Source organism: Actinoallomurus spadix, from assembly GCF_024055725.1.
Lineage (GTDB): Bacteria > Actinomycetota > Actinomycetes > Streptosporangiales > Streptosporangiaceae > Actinoallomurus > Actinoallomurus spadix.
This window is the reverse complement of record NZ_JAMXMX010000018.1, coordinates 12,755-29,300: the sequence shown is the minus strand read 5'-3', so window position 1 is coordinate 29,300 and position 16,546 is coordinate 12,755. Positions and strand designations below refer to the sequence as shown.

Sequence of the window (16,546 nt, the reverse complement as noted above, 5' to 3'; positions counted from 1 at the left end):
GCGGTCTAAGAGTCCTCGCTCGCGGCGAAGATGTCCTCCAGTACCAATCGCGCCCGGTCAGACACGGCTTCGTCGGGGAACACCTCGGCACAAACGGCAAGGGCTTCCGCAGCAGACTGCAGCTTGAGCTGCTCGGCCAGGAACCGGATGTCGTCGGCATCACGACGACGGGCCGCCATGATCTTCATCGCGAGCAGGTGCTCAGGAGATGCAGCGGACACTCGGAGTCCCGGATGGTCGAAAACGCGTCGCGCTGAAGGGTCACCGCCAGGCGCGACGTAGACGCTGGCTTGTTCATTGAGCCACCAAGGAGGCAGGCCGAGCTCCTTAGCCGTGTTCTGCGCCTCGTCGAGGACGATGCCGTGGGGCTCAAAGACGGCATCGATATCGCGTGTGGAGCGGCGAGCGTCGTAAGCGAGGGCCATCGCCGCTCCTCCGTCCGCGACGACTCCACGACGGACAAGGCGATCGCCGAGCCTGCTGAAAGCCTCCTCGATGCCCTTCCGATCGAGTAGCGGCGCTGCGTCACTCACGCGACTTCGAGTTCCTGCGGAGCGATGAACACTCCGCGACGGCGGAAGGCCGCCGGCGCGTGAACCACCGCGTCCACACGCGCGGCCGGCGTGTTGAAGGGGAACCAGAAGCGCCGGAGACAGCGTCCTTCGGCCCAGCTTGGGGCACCCCGGCCATCACGTGCAGCCAGATGCTCGGCAAGAGCCGCCAAAAGGACATCCCACCGTTGATCGCCGCTGCTTAGCGGCTCTCGCAACAGCAGACGTCCACGTCCTTCGACGCCTTCCTGGCGATACTCTTCCAGGAATTCAGCGATCAGACGCCACCGGGTCGCATCATCTGTCGCATTCTTCAGGTACAGGGCGAGATCGGCCACCGTCATCGGTCGATATGCCTGGTCAGACACTGCTCGCCACCTCCACTTCGGAGTTTAGGGCGTCGCCTCACGAGTCGCCCACCTCTTCTGATGACCGGGCGAGGGAACCTCACCGTTCACCCGGGCCGGCCTGATCGGTGGCGAGCTGTTGGATGATTTTGAGCAGGGCCGTCCTGAGGTGGGCGCGCTCTTCGTCGGTGAGGGTGGCGGTGGCGTGCTCCGCCAGCTGGCGGCGGCTCTCCCTGATGGGCTGCTGTGCGGCGCGGGCGCGGTCGGTCAGGTAGAGGCGGACGAGCCGGCCGTCCTTCGGGTCGCGGCGGCGGGTGAGCAGCCCCGCCGCCTCCATGCGCGTGGCGGTGTTCACGATCGTCGGGGTGGTGATGGGCAGGCGGGCCCGTGACGCCACCTCACCCGGAGTGAGGCCGTCCGTCTCCCAGAGCGCCTCCAGGATGAGGTTCTGGCCGATCCGGACGCCGTGCCGGCTCATCGCCTCGTCGGAGGCCGCCTGCAGGAGTTTGTGCGCCCGGACCAGCAGCGTCAGGAAGTCGTCCACCTCTCGATCCTAAAGGTCGATTGCATGCTAATGACTTGAGCGCTACCGTCTCATTAGCAAGCTAATGATACTCCTGGAGGCTCTGCATGATCCTGATCACCGGCGGGCTCGGCTTCATCGGCTCGCACACCGCGCGTGCCCTGCTCGACCTCGGCGAGTCCTGCGTGCTCACCCGGCGCCGTACGGCCCGGATCCCCGCCTTCCTCGAAGAGGAGGTCGGCCGGCGGGTCTTCGTCGAACCGCTCGACGTCACCGATCTAGACGCGCTGCTCGAACTGGGCAAGCGTCACCCCATCACCGGCATCGTGCATCTGGCCGCGGTGTTCTTCCGCGACCACTCCCCCGTCGATGAGGTGCAGGCCAACACGCTGGGGCTGCTGAACGTCCTGCGGGCGGCCACCGAGTGGGGCGTGCCGCGGGTGAGCCTCGCGAGCACGATCGGCGTCTACCTCGGAGTGGACGACACCGTGCTCCGCGAGGACGCGCCGCTGTCGATGGCCCCCTCACACCCGATCCCCGCAGGTAAGAAGAGCGCCGAGCTGCTGGCGGGCACGATCGCCGAGCGGTCGGACTTCGAGGCGGTCAACCTGCGCATCGGGGCGATCTGGGGTCCGCTCGGCCGCTCCGAGTCGCCGTTCTTCCCGGTGCCCCGCCTCGTGCACGCGGCGGTGAAGGGCGAGCCGGCCGACTTCTCCCCACCGCGCCGGCCCGCGTACGCCGACGACGGCGGCGACTACTGCTACGTCAAGGACTGCGGCCGCGCCATCGCCCTGCTGCAGACCGCGCCGACGCTGCACCACCGCACGTACAACATCGGGTCCGGCCAAGTGACGAGGAACGCCGACGTCGTCGACGCGATCCGTACGGTCATCCCCGACGCGGCGATCGACCTGCCCGCAGGTCGCGGTCCCGATGCTCCCGGCGAGGACCCGTACCTCGACATCACCCGGCTCCACCAGGACACCGGCTTCACTTCCGCGTACGACACCGAGCGTGCGGTCCGCGACTACGTCGGCTGGCTACGTGCGGGGAGCGAGCGGTAGACGACCGGCGAAGCAGCCGTCACCGCACTCAGTCGCCGCGCCCCTCGCGCTCATCGAGCACCGTGACCTCGACGCACTGGCCGCCTTCTTGACCACTCCGACTGCTCTTCCGCCACATGAGGGCTGCTTCGACACACTCTCCACCCTCTTGACCACTGTGGGTGCTTTTACGCCATTCCGGGGAGGAGCTGTCCATAGGGCTCACGTGCCTTCCATCAGGGCTCGGATCAGATCTGCCGACGCCGCCGTCGGGAGGGCGGTGGACCTGATGAGGTCGAACATCACCCTAAGTCCCTCGATCGGTTTGCGCTGCTCGATCAGTGGACCATGGCCGTTAACGGCCTCCGCATATCCGAGGTCTGGCGCTTCATCGAAGCTGAAGATCGTGAAGCCTCCCGATGGGTAGACGGGTGCGTCATCTGGGAGGACGTGGATCGTGATGTTCGGCCGCTCTGCCAATTCGAGCAGCCGCGCATACTGCTCACGCATGACTTCGGGACCGCCCACGACCCGCCGCAGCGCCGACTCGGAGATGACGAAGACCAGCCATGGCGGGTCTTCTCGATTCAGGATCTCCTGCCGCGCCAGCCGTGCGGCGACAAGTTGCTCCAGCTTGCCGTCCTGCTGTCCTGCTCGCAGTACCTCGCGTGTGTACGCCTCGGTCTGGAGAAGCCCGGGGATCAACAATGGGTTGAAGAGGCGGAGGGAGGCGGCGCGGGCTTCGGCGGCGACGTAGTCGCGGAACCAGCTGGGGGTCTGTTCGCGGCGGACGTGCCACCAGAGCTCTTCGAAGTAGGCGTCGAGGCCGAAGAGCTCGTCGAAGCCCTTGGACATCTCCGGGGTGGTCGGCCGTTTGGCGGTCTCGATATGACCGATCATCTGGCCGGTCACCCCGACTCGCGCTCCTAATGCGTCTTGGGAGAGATTGGCCTTTTTCCGGTAATAGCGGAGGCGATAGCCGTACTGCGCGATCGCCGAGACGCGCGGATCGAGTTCCCGTTCTCGCCCCATCGTTTCGATCTCCCTTGTCTGCTGTTGTGATGTGTAGCGATGAAACCGTATCGACGGTAAAGCCTGCGCGACACGCTGAGGAGGCGATCCCTTCAGCGACCTGCGAGGGGTAGGAGAAATCGTCGACCGCGGAGGAAGTCTCGTGATCGAATCGCGTCTTCCGTATGAAATATCTCTTAGCCCGAACACGGCGGCGGCACCGTGCGCCCGCCTCGTACTCGAAGATCGGTTGCGGGAATGGGGCCTGACGGAACTGCTGGAGGACGCGGGCACCGTCACGGGCGAGCTCGTCGCCAACGCGGCCAGGCTCGGCGAGATCTTCGAGGCCCGGTTCATGCCCGAGGACGGGGCTCTGCTCATCGAGGTGGTGGACTCATCCCCGGACGAGCCTCGGGTCAGGGACGCGTTCGGGGACTCCGACGCGGAGGGCGGACGGGGTCTGCTCATCGTCGAGGCGCTCGCCGCCCACTGGGGAGTCCGCCGGGAGGGCTCACGGAAGACCGTGTGGGCCCGGGTGACCCGATGACGGTCGGCGACGTCGAGACGGAACTGTACGGCCTCCGGCGCGCCCATCCGGGGTGGCTCATCCTTTTCGGCGCATATACCCACCGCTATGTCGCGCACGGCTACATGCTGGGCAGACCAGGCATCTGGCTGACCGCCGAGTCCTCTGCGGAACTCCACCACAGAATGGCGCTAATGGAGAACACCTACCCGGCGATCCAGCGTCGAGATCAGCTTCCAGGCCGCCACGAATAGGGTCAATGTCGGACGACGCCCCCTCACCCCCGACGCCCTTCGTTCCCGAGGGTGTTTCCTGAGGCGGAAATTTTCCCGCCTCAGGAAACACCCCAGAAAAAGATGCCCCCAGCCGGCGGCCTCGGCCGCAGCCCCATCAACCCTCATGACGCACATATCGCATACCTCCTCGAAGCCCCCCTGCGCCGGCGGGGCCCGCGCCCCCTCCCCAGGCCGCCGTACGACGTCGGGGTCCGGCGATCCAACGCTCGAGATCGCGGCAGGCGCCCTTGCGGGCGCATACTCGTACACGTATATTCGTAGACGAGTAATCGACTGAGGGGAGGCACCGTGGTCAAGAAGCGGAAGGTCGGCAATCTGTTGGCCCTCGCCGTGCTGGCCACGGTGTACACCCGGCCGATGCACCGGTACGAGATGGCCTCCGTGATGCGTGCCCGCGGCAAGGACCAGGACATGGACATCAAGTGGGGGTCGCTCTACACCGTCGTGCAGAACATGGAGAGGCACGGCCTCCTCGAGGCCATCGGGACGAACCGCGAGGGTGCTCGCCCCGAGCGCACGATCTACGCGATCACCGAGGCGGGCAAGCGTGAGCTGGTCGACTGGACGCGGGAACTGATCTCGGCCCCTCGGCGCGAGCACCCGAGTTTCGCGGCGGGACTCTCGGTGCTCGCCACGCTGTCCCCGCAGGAGGCGATCGCCCTGTTCCAGGAGCGACTCGGGCACCTCGATGAGTCGATCAGGGCGCAGCGGGCGGCACTCGCGGAGGTCGCCGACGACGGGGTTCCCCGGCTGTTCCTCGTGGAGAACGAGTACGGCGTGGCGATGCTCGAGGCGGAGGCCGCCTGGGTTCGCTCGCTGCTCGACGAGCTGACGTCCGGGACGTTCCCGGGCCTCGCCGGATGGCAGGCCTGGCATGAGACCGGCGCCATGCCGGAGGAGATGGCGGAGATCGCCGAGAGGGGGACGACACCGGACTGAAGCCGGCTCCCAAGAACGGTCCCGGCGGCGGTGCGCCAACACCGCCACCGGGACCTACCTCGAACCGATGCCCGCGCACGCGAACCCGGCCACAAGGCGGCAACCGAAGGATATCCGGGTTCTCTACGCGGGGGACGGTTCGCACCCACGCGCGAATCAGCACGTCGGCGGGCTGCGCCGACGCATCCTCACAGGAGAGAACCATGTCCAAGGTACGTACCGCGCTGGTCATCGGCGGCGGAATCGCCGGTCCCGTCGTGGCCGCCGCGCTGCTCAAGGCGGGCATCGAGGCGACCGTTCACGAGGCGTACCCGGCCGGGTCGGACGGCATCGGCGGCGCCCTCGGCCTGGCGCCCAACGGCCTCGCGGCGCTCGGCGTCATCGGGGCCGACGAGGCCGTCCGCGCCATCGCCATCCCGATGCGGCGGATGGTCATGTCGTTCGGCGGAAGGCCCCAGGTGCTGCCCACCCTGCCGGACGTGACGCCGCTGCACATGGTCGAGCGCGGCGACCTGCACCGGGTCCTGCGGGAACGGGCGGTCGCCGCCGGCGTGCGGTTCGCGTACGGCAAGCGCCTGGTGGCCGCGGACGACGGCCCGGACGGCGTCACCGCGCGGTTCGCCGACGGCTCCAGCGCCCACGCCGACGTGCTGATCGGGGCCGACGGGATCCGCTCCACCGTCCGTGCCCTGATCGATCCGGACGCGCCCGGCCCTGACTACACCGGCCTGCTCGGCCTGGGCGGCCTCGCCGACGTGGACCTCGGCGTCGAGCCCGGCACGACGACGTTCGCCTACGGTAAGCGCGCCTACTACCTGTACTGGCCGCAGCCCGGGGGCGGGACCGCGTGGGGCGCCAACCTGCCCTCGCGCACGTACCTGACGCTCACCCAGGCACGGGAGATCCCCGCCGAGGAGTGGCTGCGCACGCTACGAGAGACGTACGCGGACGACGTCCCCGGCGGTGCGCTGGCCGAGCGCACGACTCCGGAGAACCTGCACGTCGTCGGAGGTCTTCACATCATGCCGCCGGTGCCGCACTGGTATCGCGGCCGCATGGTGCTGGTCGGCGACGCCGTGCACGCACCGTCCAACAGCACCGGGCAGGGCGCCTCGCTGGCCATCGAGAGCGCGATCGAGCTGGCGCGCTGCCTGCGCGATCTGCCCGACCCGTCATCGGCGTTCGCCGCGTACGAGCGCCTGCGCCGGGCCCGGGTGGAGAAGATCGCGGCGCGCGGCGCCAAGGTCAACCATACGAAGGCTCCCGGCCCGGTGGCGCGCAGGATCGTTCCGGTGCTGATGCCGCTCGCATTCAAGGTCATGAACATCGAGAAGTCCCTCACCTGGGAACAGCGCCACAGGATCGACTGGGATACGCCGGCCACGATGGTCGAGCACCGCTCTACGGCTCGCGCCGAGACGGCAGGACCCTGAGGTTCAGCGGCCGGAGGCGCTGCCGGTTCCGCCGGGAGGGAACCGGAGTCTGGAAGAATCACGTCCGAGCTGACAGACATCGATGTTCTTTTCAGGTGAGGCGCTTACGCATGGACCTCCTGCAGCCCGGCGATCCGCACCAGGTCGGGCCGTATCGCCTGCTCGGACGGCTCGGCGGGGGTGGGATGGGGCAGGTCTACCTCGGCCGTTCTCGCGGAGGCCGGCTGGTCGCGGTGAAACTCGTGCGCCCCGAGCTGGCGAGCGACGCGGGGTTCCGGCGCAGGTTCGCCCAGGAGGTCGCCGCGGCCCGCAGGGTCGGTGGCTTCTACACCGCACCGGTCGTCGACGCCGCTCCCGGCGCCGATCCGCCGTGGCTGGTCACCGCCTTCATCTCCGGACCGTCCTTGCGACAGGCCGTCGACGCCCATGGACCACTGCCGGCCCAGGCCGTCGGTGTCCTGGGAGCGGGGCTGGCGGAGGGGCTGGCCGCGATCCACGCCGCGGGTCTGGTCCATCGGGACCTCAAGCCCGGGAACATCATCCTCGCCGCCGACGGTCCCCGTGTCATCGACTTCGGCATCGCCCGCGCGCTGGACGCCGCCCAGGTCTCGGCCACCGTTCTCGGGACCCCTGGGTACATGTCTCCCGAACAGGCGCGTGGACGTCCGGTCGGGCCGCCCAGTGACGTGTTCGCGCTGGGATCGGTACTCACGTACGCCGCGACCGGGCACAACCCGTTCGGCACGGGTTCGGCCGAGGCGATGATGTACCGCGTCGTCCACGACGATCCCGACCTGACCCGGCTCCCCGCCCACCTCTCCGGGTTGGTCGGCGCCTGCCTGGCCAAGAAGCCGGAGGACCGGCCGGGCCTCGCCGAGATCCTGAACCGGCTCACGGCGCCCTCGGGGACGGACGGCGCGTGGCTCCCGCCCGCCGTGACCACGATGATCAGCGACCGCGACCGTGAACTCCGGCACCGAGGTCGTGGACCGGCGCTCGACACCGGGGCACCGACCTCGAGGACGCGCGTCCGCCAGTGGCGTCCGAGCCGCCGCGACTTCATGGTGGCCGGATTAAGCGTCGCCGCCGTCGCGGCGATCCCGACGGCCGCCATGATGCGCTCGGGGAAATCGGGCCGGCACCCGGCTCCACGGCCGGATGCCACGCGAAGTCCCCTCCACATCGGAGCGCCGGTGACGCTCCTCGACGGCGGCGTCGTACGGTCGGTGACCTTCAGCCCCGACGGCGGAACGCTGGCCGGTGTCGGCGACGACGGTAAGGCCAGGTTGTGGGACACCCGCACCACGAGGCCGGTCAGGACCTTCACCCACAGGGTCAGCAACCCGTGGCCCAGGCCGCTCGCGCAGGTCACCGCCTTCAACCACCGGTTCACGGCCGCCATGTCGGCCGCGTACAGCCCGGACGGGACCCGCCTGGCGGTCGGCAACGGTGACGGGACGGTCAGCCTGTGGAACGTCGCCACGGGTGCCGTCACCACCCTTCCCTACCTCGACCCCGTCGAGTGGAACGGCTCCCTGAGCTCCGTGGCGTTCGACCCGTCCGGCAGGGCGCTGGCGACCACCTACGACGCCCCGGCCGTCCGGCTGTGGGATCCGGCCACCCGAGCGAACAGCGCGACCCTGCACACCGGCGATGGCCACTGGGTCGCGGCCCTGGCGTTCAGCCCCTCCGGCGGGATCCTCGCCACGGCCAGCGGCAACGGCAACCCCGGGAACAGCAGCAGTGACGGGCTGCTTCAGCTGTGGGACACCTCGACCCGCGCGAACATCGCCACCCTCGCCAAGGTCAATTCCGACGTGCATTCCCTGGCGTTCAGCTCCGACGGGAAGACGCTGGCGAACCTCTGCAACGACGGGACGATCACCCTGTGGGACGTCGGCACCCGTACGAGGACCACCACCCTCACCGGGCCCGGTTCCGGCGTCACCTGTATAGCGTTCGGTCCGAAGGCCGTCTTGGCGAGCGGCTTCAAGGACGGCTCCGTCGCGCTGTGGGACATCACCCGCCGCACGTCCATCGCGACCGTCAACAGCCGGACCGGGATCGGCTGCGTCGCCTTCAGCCCGGACGGCAGGACCTTCGCCGCCGGCGGAGGGAACCTCACGCTGTGGACGATCGGCTGACGGCCGCCGGGGAGTCCCCCGGCTCGCTCAGGATGGGCCCGGCCGGTCCGCCACCGATCCGAAGGCGCCCGCCTGCCAGAGGGTACGGACATGGTCGATCACCCGCGGTCCGATGGCGCGCAGGCCCTCGATGTCGTTGTCGGCGACCGCCCTGGTCACCAGGGTGCTGGTCGCCGCGACGATCATCTGGCACGTGAACCGGCCCGCGTCGCCGGTGACGCCCATCAGGTCGGCGAACCCGTCGGTGATGGCGGCCTGCAGCTCGCTCCGCCGCCGGATCGCCGCGGGCCCGGCCGCGTACACCTCGATCAGGAACAGCCGGGTGTAGGGCAACTCGATGGCGAGCGCCTCGAGGTAGGCGGTGAACGCCCGCTCGAACCGGTCCAGCGGGTCCCCCGTCGCCTCCGGGCCGGGTACCCCGTGTTCGTCGGCGCCGACCATCTCCAGCAGCCGCCGCATCAGCAGGTCACCCGCCGTGTCGAAGGCGGCCATGAAGCAGTCGATCTTCGAATCGAAGACCTGGTAGAAGCTCTGCCGCGACACACCCGACCGCCGCAGCACGTCGGCGACCGAGGTGGCCACGTACCCCTTCTCGGCCATCACCTCCGCCATCGCCGCGCACAACCGCGAGCGCTGGATGCGTTCCACTTCCTCCCGCGCGAGCGCGTAACGCCCGCGGGGCAGCCGACGCGGCGATGAATCCGGCACGCGATCACCCTAGATGGTCATCGCGCTGGGACGGTAGGAGGGCGAGGCCGAGCCGCCGGAGGCACTCGGGATCGGCGGCGATGTCGTACTCGGCGACCCGGTCGTCCTCCACCGTGCTCACGACCGCGAGCAACGGCCGGATCGTCGCCGGATGGGCGGCGGCTCAGCGGCGTGGGTCGACGGCCCGCTCGGTGTAAGCGGAGCGGGGGGTGGGCCAGCCCTGCGGAGGGGGCGCCTGCCGGGACAGGCCGATCAGCGTGGCGCGGACGACGCGTTCCGCCTGCGCGTACACGGCCTCGGGGGTGTCGAGGTGCACCAGGCCGTCGACGAGCAGGGCGGCGAGGCCGTGCACGGCCGCCCAGACGACGAAGTCGGCTCCGGGCCTGGCCTCCGCCGGCAGCCCACCGGTCTCGACCAGCCGGTCGAGCGCGGCGGCGAGGACACGGTGGGGATGGGGGGCCGTCCGATCACCGCCCCCCGCGTTGTACGCCAGCCAGTGCCGGGCCACGGCGGGGTCCTCCAGCGCCCACCGCACGTAGCCGCGCCCGAACGCGACCACGCCCTCCACGCCGTCGCCGCCCGCACGCTCGACCTCGTCTCCCAGACGTTCGCCGAGCCGGGCGAGGACGCGCCGTGACAGGGCCTGCACGAGCGCGTCGCGGGAGGCGAAGTGGTGGTACGCGGCGCTCGGGCTGACGCCGACGCGGACGCTCACCTCCCGCAGCGACCAGCCGTCGACGCCTCGCTCCCGGATCAGGGCCTCGGCCGTGTCGAGGAGGGCGGTGCGGAGCTCACCGTGGTGATAGGGGCGGTCGGCCATGCCTCGATCTTAACGGCGTTCAGATTGATGTGCTACGTTCGGGGCGCGAACTGAACACTGCTCAGATTGGAGTCCTCAGATGAGCGTTCCCGATTCCGCCGGACCGGTCTCGGCCGCAGGCCAGGCTCCTCCCGACCTCAGCTCCGCGCCGGCACCGATCGTGCAGGGCGAGCCCGTCCAGGTCACCGACGGGATCTTCGTGATCCCGGACCGGCGAATCCCGATCGTCCCGAACGTGGGCATCGTCGTCGGCGAGCGCGCCGCCCTCGTGATCGACACCGGCGTCGGCCCGCGCAACGGCGCGTACGTGCTCGATCAGGCCAGGCGCCTGGCGGGCGACCGGCGGCTGTATCTGACCATCACGCACTTCCACCCCGAGCACGGGTTCGGCGCGCAGGCGTTCCAGGGAGCGGCCACGATCATCTACAACCGGGCGCAGCACGAGGAGCTCCGCCGCAAGGGCGCCGCCTACCTGGACATGTTCAAGAGGATGAGCGAGCACATCGCCGCCGAACTCGCGGACGTCGAGTTCGTGGATCCCGACGTCACCTACGAGGGCGAGACGCGGCTCGACCTCGGCGGGCACACGGCGGTGCTGCGCGAGTGGGGCCCGGCGCACACGGTGGGCGATCAGACGGTGCTCGTCGACGACGCGGTGCTCTTCGGCGGGGATCTGATCGAGACGCGGATGTTCCCCATCGCGCCCTACATGCCGCCGTACGACGTCGACGTGGACTGCGGCCGCTGGATCGAGGTCCTCGGCGCGTCGGCGGCCATGGGCCCGCGGACGGTCGTGCCCGGACACGGCGAGGTCACCGACCTCGGGCTCATCCGCGACGTGCGCGACTACCTCGCCCACGTCCGCGAGCGCGTCGCCGAGCTCAGGAGCGTCGGCGTGCCCGTCGAGGAGGCCGTGGCCCGGCTCGACCAGGAGGCCCGCGCCCGCTGGAACACCTGGGCCAACCCCGAGTGGATCGGCTTCACCGTCCGCGCGTTCTTCGCGGCCACCTGACGAGAGACCGCCATCGGCCGCCTCCCGGCGGCCCGGCGAAAGTGACGATCAGACGGGCCACGATGAGGAGGCAGAGGAGCTGCGGAACGGTCTCGGCGAACAGATGCGCCCGCGTATTCTGCGCCGCCTCCAGGCGCAGGCCGGCGATGAGGGAGATCGTCGCGGCGAGCATCGCCGCTGCGGGGAGCCACGCCGCGCCCAGCCGGGTACGCGCGGGGACGACGGCGAAGGCCACCGCCGCGACCGCCGTCACGTCCATCGCGACGAGGCCGCCGGTCCAGTAGCCGATGCCCGCCGCCGCTACGGCCGTGAGGACCAGCGTGGGCACCGTGGCGGCGCGGGACCTCGCCCGCTCGGCCTCCGGTCGCGGCTCCGGGCCGGCGGGGTGGTGGCGGGACGGCCAGAGGGCGGCGATCACCAGGATGACCAGGAAGTTCAGGCCGATGAGGACGGCGGCCTGGTACGTGCGGTCGGGGGTGTACGACAGGCGAACGGTGCCGGTGGTGCCCGCCGGGAGGGCCCACGCCTGACGCCAGCCGTCGATGCGCACGGGCCGCAGGGTCCGGCCATTGATCTTCGCCTGCCAGCCGGCGTTGTGGTTCTCGTCGACCACCAGGTACGAGGCGCGCTGCGCCGAGACCTCGACCTGCCGGTGCTCGGAGGTCCAGCGCGTCACGGTCACCGGGGCGGGTTCCCGGTCGGTCGTGGCCGTGGCGCTCGAAGGGACCAGCGCGGCGGAGTCGACGCGGAAGGCGTCGGAGGGTGCCGAGGCGAGCCGGTCCTCGCCCGCCTTCACCGTGACCGCGCGGCAGGCCTGGAATCGGACCGCCCGCCCCTGGAGGAGGTCCGCGTACGTGCCGGTGGCCTTGGTCGGCACGTCGGCGCCGTTCAGCCGGAGGTGCGGACCGAAGCCGCACGGCAGCGGGACGCGGGCGCCGGGGAGCGTACGGAACGGCGTGACGCCCGGCACGGTGACGTCGGTGATCTGCGGCAGGCCGGAGAACCGCAGGGTCAGCCGGCTCGTGCGCATCGGCTTGAACGCCACGCGGCCCTTGTCGTCGAGGGGTGCCTCGCGCCACTGGCCGTCGTCGCCCTCCACGCGGACCCGGGTGAGGAACGCCGCGCCGGCCGGGCGCCGCACGGTGATCTGCCCGACGCGGACCTCGCGCCCCCAGGACAGCGACAGCCACGGCGCGCGGTCCCCCGTCGCGGGCACCCAGGTCGTCGCGGGGTCGGCGTCGAACGCCGAGCGGGGCAGCGTCGCGGGTTCCCCGGTCAGGGTCGAGCTCGCGGTGACCTTCAGGCGGGGGTCGGTGCTCGTGTAGCGCTGGATCAGGTCCGGGTCGGTGAGGACGGCCGTCCCGGTCGGCTTCGCGGTGGTCGTACGGGCGGCGGTGAAGACGCGGTCGAAGGCGTACGGTTCCTCCGCCCGGCGTTCGAAGTACGGCGAGCAGACCCAGCGGATGGAACCCCGCATGCAGGCCGGCATCGCGTCCGGGGTCCGGGACATGACCACCGTGGCGCCGGCCGGGACGTCCGGGAGGCGGTACTCGCGGCCCGCGCGCACTCCGTCGACATGCAGTTCGGAGACGGCGACGCGGGCGGCGGCGGGGACGGCGGGCCGGCCGGTGAGCGACCGGATCCGGACGCGGAGCCAGCGGGTCCGCCCGGCGGGGACGCGCAGGGGCTGGGCGGCGGAGGTGCGGGCGAGGTGCTGGACGACCCGGCCGGTCTCCGTCTCGACGGCGATCTCGTCGGGCGGCGGGCCGAGGGCGTCGTCCCGGGCGAACGCGGCCGTGACGTTCCCGGGCGTCAGCGGGTGGTCGAAGTCGACGCGCAGCCACTGGCTGGCCGGGCCGGTCCAGCCGCCGCTCTCCCACCGCGTGCGCGGGTCACCGTCCACGGCGGCGTACGGGAGGGCGCCAGGCCGGCCGAGTTCGGCGGGCGAGGTGATGTCGGACGCGGACGAGGAGGCCGTGACGTCCTTGACGCCCGTGTAGGCGGCGACGGTGGCGAAGCGGTCCCAGCCGGGTTCGAGGATGTCCCGGCGGGTGGCGGGCACGCCTCGCCTCTCCCCCGCGGTGAGGGTCGGCGAGGTGTGGCCCCGTAGTTCGCCGAAGTCGCGTTCGACCTTGCGCGGGGTGTCGGCGACGACGGGCCGGCCGGCCGCCGCGGGGTCGTCGCCGGCGAGCAGGACGGGCCGGTCGTCCAGCAGCCCGGCGTCGGCCATCGTGAGCAGGGCCTCCGGCGAGCCGGACAGCCGCAGGGCCCGGTCGGCGTCGAGCAGGCCGACGGCGGCGTCCGCGCCCGCGACCTCGTAGATCTCGACGGGCGCGTACGGCTGGTCCGGGGAGTTCACGGCGTCGTCGGGCAGGGTCGAGCCGGCCGGTACGCCGCCGAACCAGGCGACCCGCCGGATCCCGGGCGAGGAGTCCAGGGCCTGGTGCACCCGGGCGGGCCACGCGCCGCGCAGGTCGTCGCGGCGCAGGTCGTTGCGGACGAGGAGGTACCGGATGCCCATCCGGGCCAGGATCTCGGTGAGCCCGGCGGAGCCCCGGCCGGTGGTGATCCGCTGGTCGACGGCGTCGAGCAGCCGGGTGAGGCCGGCCGAGCCGGCGGGGACGAGCTGCCGTTCGCCCCAGCGGACGTTCAGCAGCGGCTGGGCGATGTCGTCCATCGGCCGGCCCCACAGGTACTCGCCGAAGCGCGCGCCGGGGACGGCCAGGACGCCCTGGTCCCCGGCGCGCCCGTTGAGCCAGGCGGCGGCCTCGCGCCAGTACTGCGGGACCTTCGCGAAGTCGCCGTCGGCGGACAGGCCGGTGCCGAGCGCGGACAGCATGACGCCGGCCAGCGCGGCGGCCGCTCCGGCGGCGGTCCACCGCCGCCTCGGGAACGGCGACGCGAGCAGGTGTGCCAGGCCGAGGGCCAGTGGCAGCCGGACCAGGCCGTCGAACTTGTAGAGGTTGCGCAGCGGGGCGAGCGGCCCGTCGATCAGGTTCCGTACGGCGGGCGCGAGCGGGCCCGCGTGCCCGGCAACCACGACCATGAGGCCGGTCAGCAGGGTGAGGACGAGGAAGGTCCGCTCCGGGAGCCGGGCCCGTACGAGACCGGCGAGGCCGAGCGCGGCGACGACGCCGGTGCACAGGACGGGGACCGTCGCGGTGGCGAGGAGGTGGCCGAGGGGCCACCAGGGCCGGCCGTCCACGACGAGGAGGTCGTGCCAGCGCTCCGTCCCCCGCAGGACGTCGGCCGGGCCGGTCGTCGCGGTGGTGGTGACGGCCTTCTCGGTGTAGAGCAGCCAGGAGTAGGCGTACCGGCCGAGCAGGAGCAGTGGCACGGACCACCAGGCGGTGGCGCAGCCGACCGCGACCGTCCACCACGCGAGCAGGCGCGTACGGAACAGGCGGGGGCGTCCCCGGGGGCTCCGGGTCAGCACGTACAGGACCGGGACGACGAGGACGGCGAGGACGGCCGTGGCGTTGATGCCGCCGCAGCAGGCGACGGCGAGGCCCGACCGGGCCGCCGCGCGGACCCGGCCGCCGCCGCGGGCGGCGGTGACCAGGGGCAGCACCATCCACGGCAGCATCGCCAGGGGCAGGTACTCGGAGGAGTTCGTGCCGAGGGACGCCAGGCCGTGCGGGCCCAGCGCGAACGCGAGGGCGCCGATCAGCCGCGTGGCCGGCGTGCCGATCCCGAGGCGGCCGGCGAGGCGGCGGGCGCCGAGGAACGCCGTGCACAGCAGCGTCGCCAGCCACAGCCGCTGGACGATCCACGGCGGCAGGCCGGCCAGGTGCCCGAGCGCGTAGAACGGGCCCATCGGGAACAGGTAGCCCGACACCTGGTTCTGCAACTGGCCGAACTGTTCGATGTCCCACAGGTGCAGCGCCCGGCCGAGGAAGCCGAGCGGGTTCACCGCCATGTCGATCTTGGTGTCGGCGACGATCCGGCCGGGCCGGGTCGCCGTCGCGAGCAGCGTCAGGAGCGCGCAGCACAGGAGGGCCCGCAGGCGGTCCCGCAGCCGTTCGTCGAGGGGGTACGGCTCGGTGCCGGGGGACGGTTCGACGCGGGTCAGCGCGGCCATGGGAACGACTGATCCCCCAGACCGCGGGCGGTCCCGCGCCGGACTGCGGCGTCGAGCAGCGCCGCCATGCGCGCGGCGCTGCGCGCCCACGTGAACTCGGCCGCCCGGGCCCGGCAGGCGGCGGCCGTCGCGCGGCGCCGCTCCGGGGCGGTCAGCTCCTTCAGCTCCCGCTCGACCACGTCGGCGAGGTCCTCGCCGCCGCGTACGAGCCGGCCGGTCACGCCGTCGACGACGGCGTCGCGCAGCCCGTCGACGTCGTAGGCGACGGTCGGCACGCCGAGCGCCGCCGCCTCCATCACGCTGAGGCCCCAGCCCTCGCCGCGGGAGGCGCTGAGGTGCAGCCGGGCGCGGCCGAGGAGCGCGCTCTTTTCCCGCTCCGGCAGGTAGCCGTGCAGGACGACGAGATCGGACAGGCCGCGCGCGGCGATCCGGGCCCGCAGCCGGGCCTCCTCGGGCCCCCGCCCGATGACGTGGGTGCGGACGCGGAGGCGTTCGGCGACGTCGAGGATCCGGTCGACGCGCTTGTGCGGGACGAGCCTGCTCACGCACACCAGCTCCGGCTCACCGCCCCCCGGTTCTGGGGCGGCGTCCGGCAGGGCGACGCCGTTCGGGACGATGTGGATGGGGCCGGTCCAGGCGAGGCGTTCGCGCATGGCGGTCACCGTGGACGGGGACACCGCGACGCAGGCGTGCCGCCGGTACGTCCACCGGGCCACCGGCCCTTCGAGGAACCGGCCGATCCGCGCCAGCCACCCCGGGAAGTAGACGCCGAACTGCGCGTCGTGCACGTGGTGGACGACGCACAGCACCGGCACGCGGCGCGGCAGCACCCACGGGGTGAAGAAGGGGATGCCGTTCTGGCAGTCGAGCACGGCGTCGAACCCGCGCCGGTGCGCGAGCATCCACGCCAGGACCAGCGGGTAGACGCCGAACCGGCCGCCCCGGCGCACGATCTCGACGCCCTCGATCCGCTCCCGGCGGGCCTGGCCGGGCGCGCGTCCGGTGACGAAGCACACCCGCGTCCCCCGCGCCGTGAACCATCGCGCCATCTCCCACGCGTAGCGCTCCGCCCCGCCGGCCTCCGGATGCCAGGGGTCGCGCCAGTTCACGAT

At 71.6% G+C, this 16,546-nt stretch carries 17 protein-coding genes; 7 read left to right on the top strand and 10 right to left on the bottom strand.

Annotated elements, in window-relative coordinates:
* Window positions 1-5: 5 nt before the first annotated feature.
* The 3 genes from NE235_RS24770 to NE235_RS24760 form a co-directional block, all read right to left on the bottom strand.
* Window positions 6-533 carry a DUF6036 family nucleotidyltransferase gene (locus tag NE235_RS24770; RefSeq protein ID WP_252807007.1) on the bottom strand — a complete coding sequence of 176 codons (528 nt, stop codon included), beginning with the start codon at window positions 531-533 and terminating at the stop codon, window positions 6-8.
* On the bottom strand, window positions 530-919 hold the full coding sequence (locus NE235_RS24765; RefSeq protein ID WP_252807005.1) for a hypothetical protein: 390 nt from the start codon (window positions 917-919) through the stop codon (window positions 530-532). The genes NE235_RS24770 and NE235_RS24765 overlap by 4 nt, the downstream gene beginning before the upstream one ends.
* A 79-nt stretch (window positions 920-998) precedes the next feature.
* Window positions 999-1,442 (bottom strand): MarR family winged helix-turn-helix transcriptional regulator, encoded by a 444-nt coding sequence (locus NE235_RS24760; protein ID WP_252807003.1) that lies wholly within the window; start codon window positions 1,440-1,442, stop codon window positions 999-1,001.
* Window positions 1,443-1,528: 86 nt separating this feature from the next.
* On the opposite strand from NE235_RS24760, the gene NE235_RS24755 reads away from it, so the two are divergent.
* Window positions 1,529-2,485 carry an NAD-dependent epimerase/dehydratase family protein gene (locus NE235_RS24755; protein ID WP_252807002.1) on the top strand — a complete coding sequence of 319 codons (957 nt, stop codon included), beginning with the start codon at window positions 1,529-1,531 and terminating at the stop codon, window positions 2,483-2,485.
* Window positions 2,486-2,513: 28 nt separating this feature from the next.
* On the opposite strand, the gene NE235_RS24750 is transcribed toward NE235_RS24755, so the two are convergent.
* Together NE235_RS24750 and NE235_RS24745 are read right to left on the bottom strand one after the other, a co-directional pair.
* A complete protein-coding gene (locus tag NE235_RS24750; RefSeq protein WP_252807238.1) occupies window positions 2,514-2,681 on the bottom strand; it encodes a DUF397 domain-containing protein in 168 nt (55 codons plus the stop codon).
* A 5-nt stretch (window positions 2,682-2,686) separates the two neighbouring features.
* On the bottom strand, window positions 2,687-3,496 hold the full coding sequence (locus NE235_RS24745) for a helix-turn-helix domain-containing protein (protein ID WP_252806999.1): 810 nt from the start codon (window positions 3,494-3,496) through the stop codon (window positions 2,687-2,689).
* Between the two features lie 142 nt (window positions 3,497-3,638).
* On the opposite strand from NE235_RS24745, the gene NE235_RS24740 reads away from it, so the two are divergent.
* The 5 genes from NE235_RS24740 (at window position 3,639) to NE235_RS24720 (ending at window position 8,813) form a co-directional block, all read left to right on the top strand.
* Window positions 3,639-4,022, top strand: coding sequence for an ATP-binding protein (locus tag NE235_RS24740; RefSeq protein WP_252806997.1), 384 nt, complete (start codon window positions 3,639-3,641; stop codon window positions 4,020-4,022).
* Window positions 4,019-4,255, top strand: coding sequence for a hypothetical protein (locus NE235_RS24735; RefSeq protein ID WP_252806995.1), 237 nt, complete (start codon window positions 4,019-4,021; stop codon window positions 4,253-4,255). Before NE235_RS24740 ends, NE235_RS24735 begins: the two co-directional genes overlap by 4 nt.
* A 330-nt stretch (window positions 4,256-4,585) precedes the next feature.
* A complete protein-coding gene (locus NE235_RS24730) occupies window positions 4,586-5,236 on the top strand; it encodes a PadR family transcriptional regulator (protein ID WP_252806993.1) in 651 nt (216 codons plus the stop codon).
* Between the two features lie 203 nt (window positions 5,237-5,439).
* Window positions 5,440-6,669 carry an FAD-dependent oxidoreductase gene (locus NE235_RS24725; protein ID WP_252806991.1) on the top strand — a complete coding sequence of 410 codons (1,230 nt, stop codon included), beginning with the start codon at window positions 5,440-5,442 and terminating at the stop codon, window positions 6,667-6,669.
* 110 nt (window positions 6,670-6,779) lie between these two features.
* Complete coding sequence (locus NE235_RS24720; RefSeq protein ID WP_252806989.1) at window positions 6,780-8,813, top strand: WD40 repeat domain-containing serine/threonine protein kinase; 2,034 nt, start codon at window positions 6,780-6,782, stop codon at window positions 8,811-8,813.
* Between the two features lie 27 nt (window positions 8,814-8,840).
* Here NE235_RS24720 and NE235_RS24715 read toward each other — a convergent pair whose 3' ends face one another.
* Genes NE235_RS24715 through NE235_RS24710 form a run of 3 tightly spaced genes read right to left on the bottom strand, consistent with a single transcriptional unit; the run spans window position 8,841 to window position 10,341 of the window.
* Complete coding sequence (locus NE235_RS24715; RefSeq protein ID WP_252806987.1) at window positions 8,841-9,521, bottom strand: TetR/AcrR family transcriptional regulator; 681 nt, start codon at window positions 9,519-9,521, stop codon at window positions 8,841-8,843.
* A 4-nt stretch (window positions 9,522-9,525) separates the two neighbouring features.
* On the bottom strand, window positions 9,526-9,654 hold the full coding sequence (locus NE235_RS37660) for a hypothetical protein (protein WP_289849161.1): 129 nt from the start codon (window positions 9,652-9,654) through the stop codon (window positions 9,526-9,528).
* A 30-nt stretch (window positions 9,655-9,684) separates the two neighbouring features.
* A complete protein-coding gene (locus NE235_RS24710) occupies window positions 9,685-10,341 on the bottom strand; it encodes a TetR/AcrR family transcriptional regulator (RefSeq protein WP_252806985.1) in 657 nt (218 codons plus the stop codon).
* 79 nt (window positions 10,342-10,420) lie between these two features.
* On the opposite strand from NE235_RS24710, the gene NE235_RS24705 reads away from it, so the two are divergent.
* Window positions 10,421-11,353, top strand: coding sequence for an MBL fold metallo-hydrolase (locus tag NE235_RS24705; protein WP_252806983.1), 933 nt, complete (start codon window positions 10,421-10,423; stop codon window positions 11,351-11,353).
* Here NE235_RS24705 and NE235_RS24700 read toward each other — a convergent pair.
* Together NE235_RS24700 and NE235_RS24695 are read right to left on the bottom strand one after the other, a co-directional pair.
* Complete coding sequence (locus tag NE235_RS24700; protein ID WP_252806980.1) at window positions 11,322-15,434, bottom strand: alpha-(1->3)-arabinofuranosyltransferase domain-containing protein; 4,113 nt, start codon at window positions 15,432-15,434, stop codon at window positions 11,322-11,324. The genes NE235_RS24705 and NE235_RS24700 overlap by 32 nt on opposite strands.
* The gene (locus tag NE235_RS24695) at window positions 15,422-16,543 is read right to left on the bottom strand and encodes a glycosyltransferase family 4 protein (protein ID WP_252806978.1); all 1,122 of its coding nucleotides are present in this window, start codon (window positions 16,541-16,543) and stop codon (window positions 15,422-15,424) included. The genes NE235_RS24700 and NE235_RS24695 overlap by 13 nt, the downstream gene beginning before the upstream one ends.
* Between the last annotated feature and the right edge of the window lie 3 nt (window positions 16,544-16,546).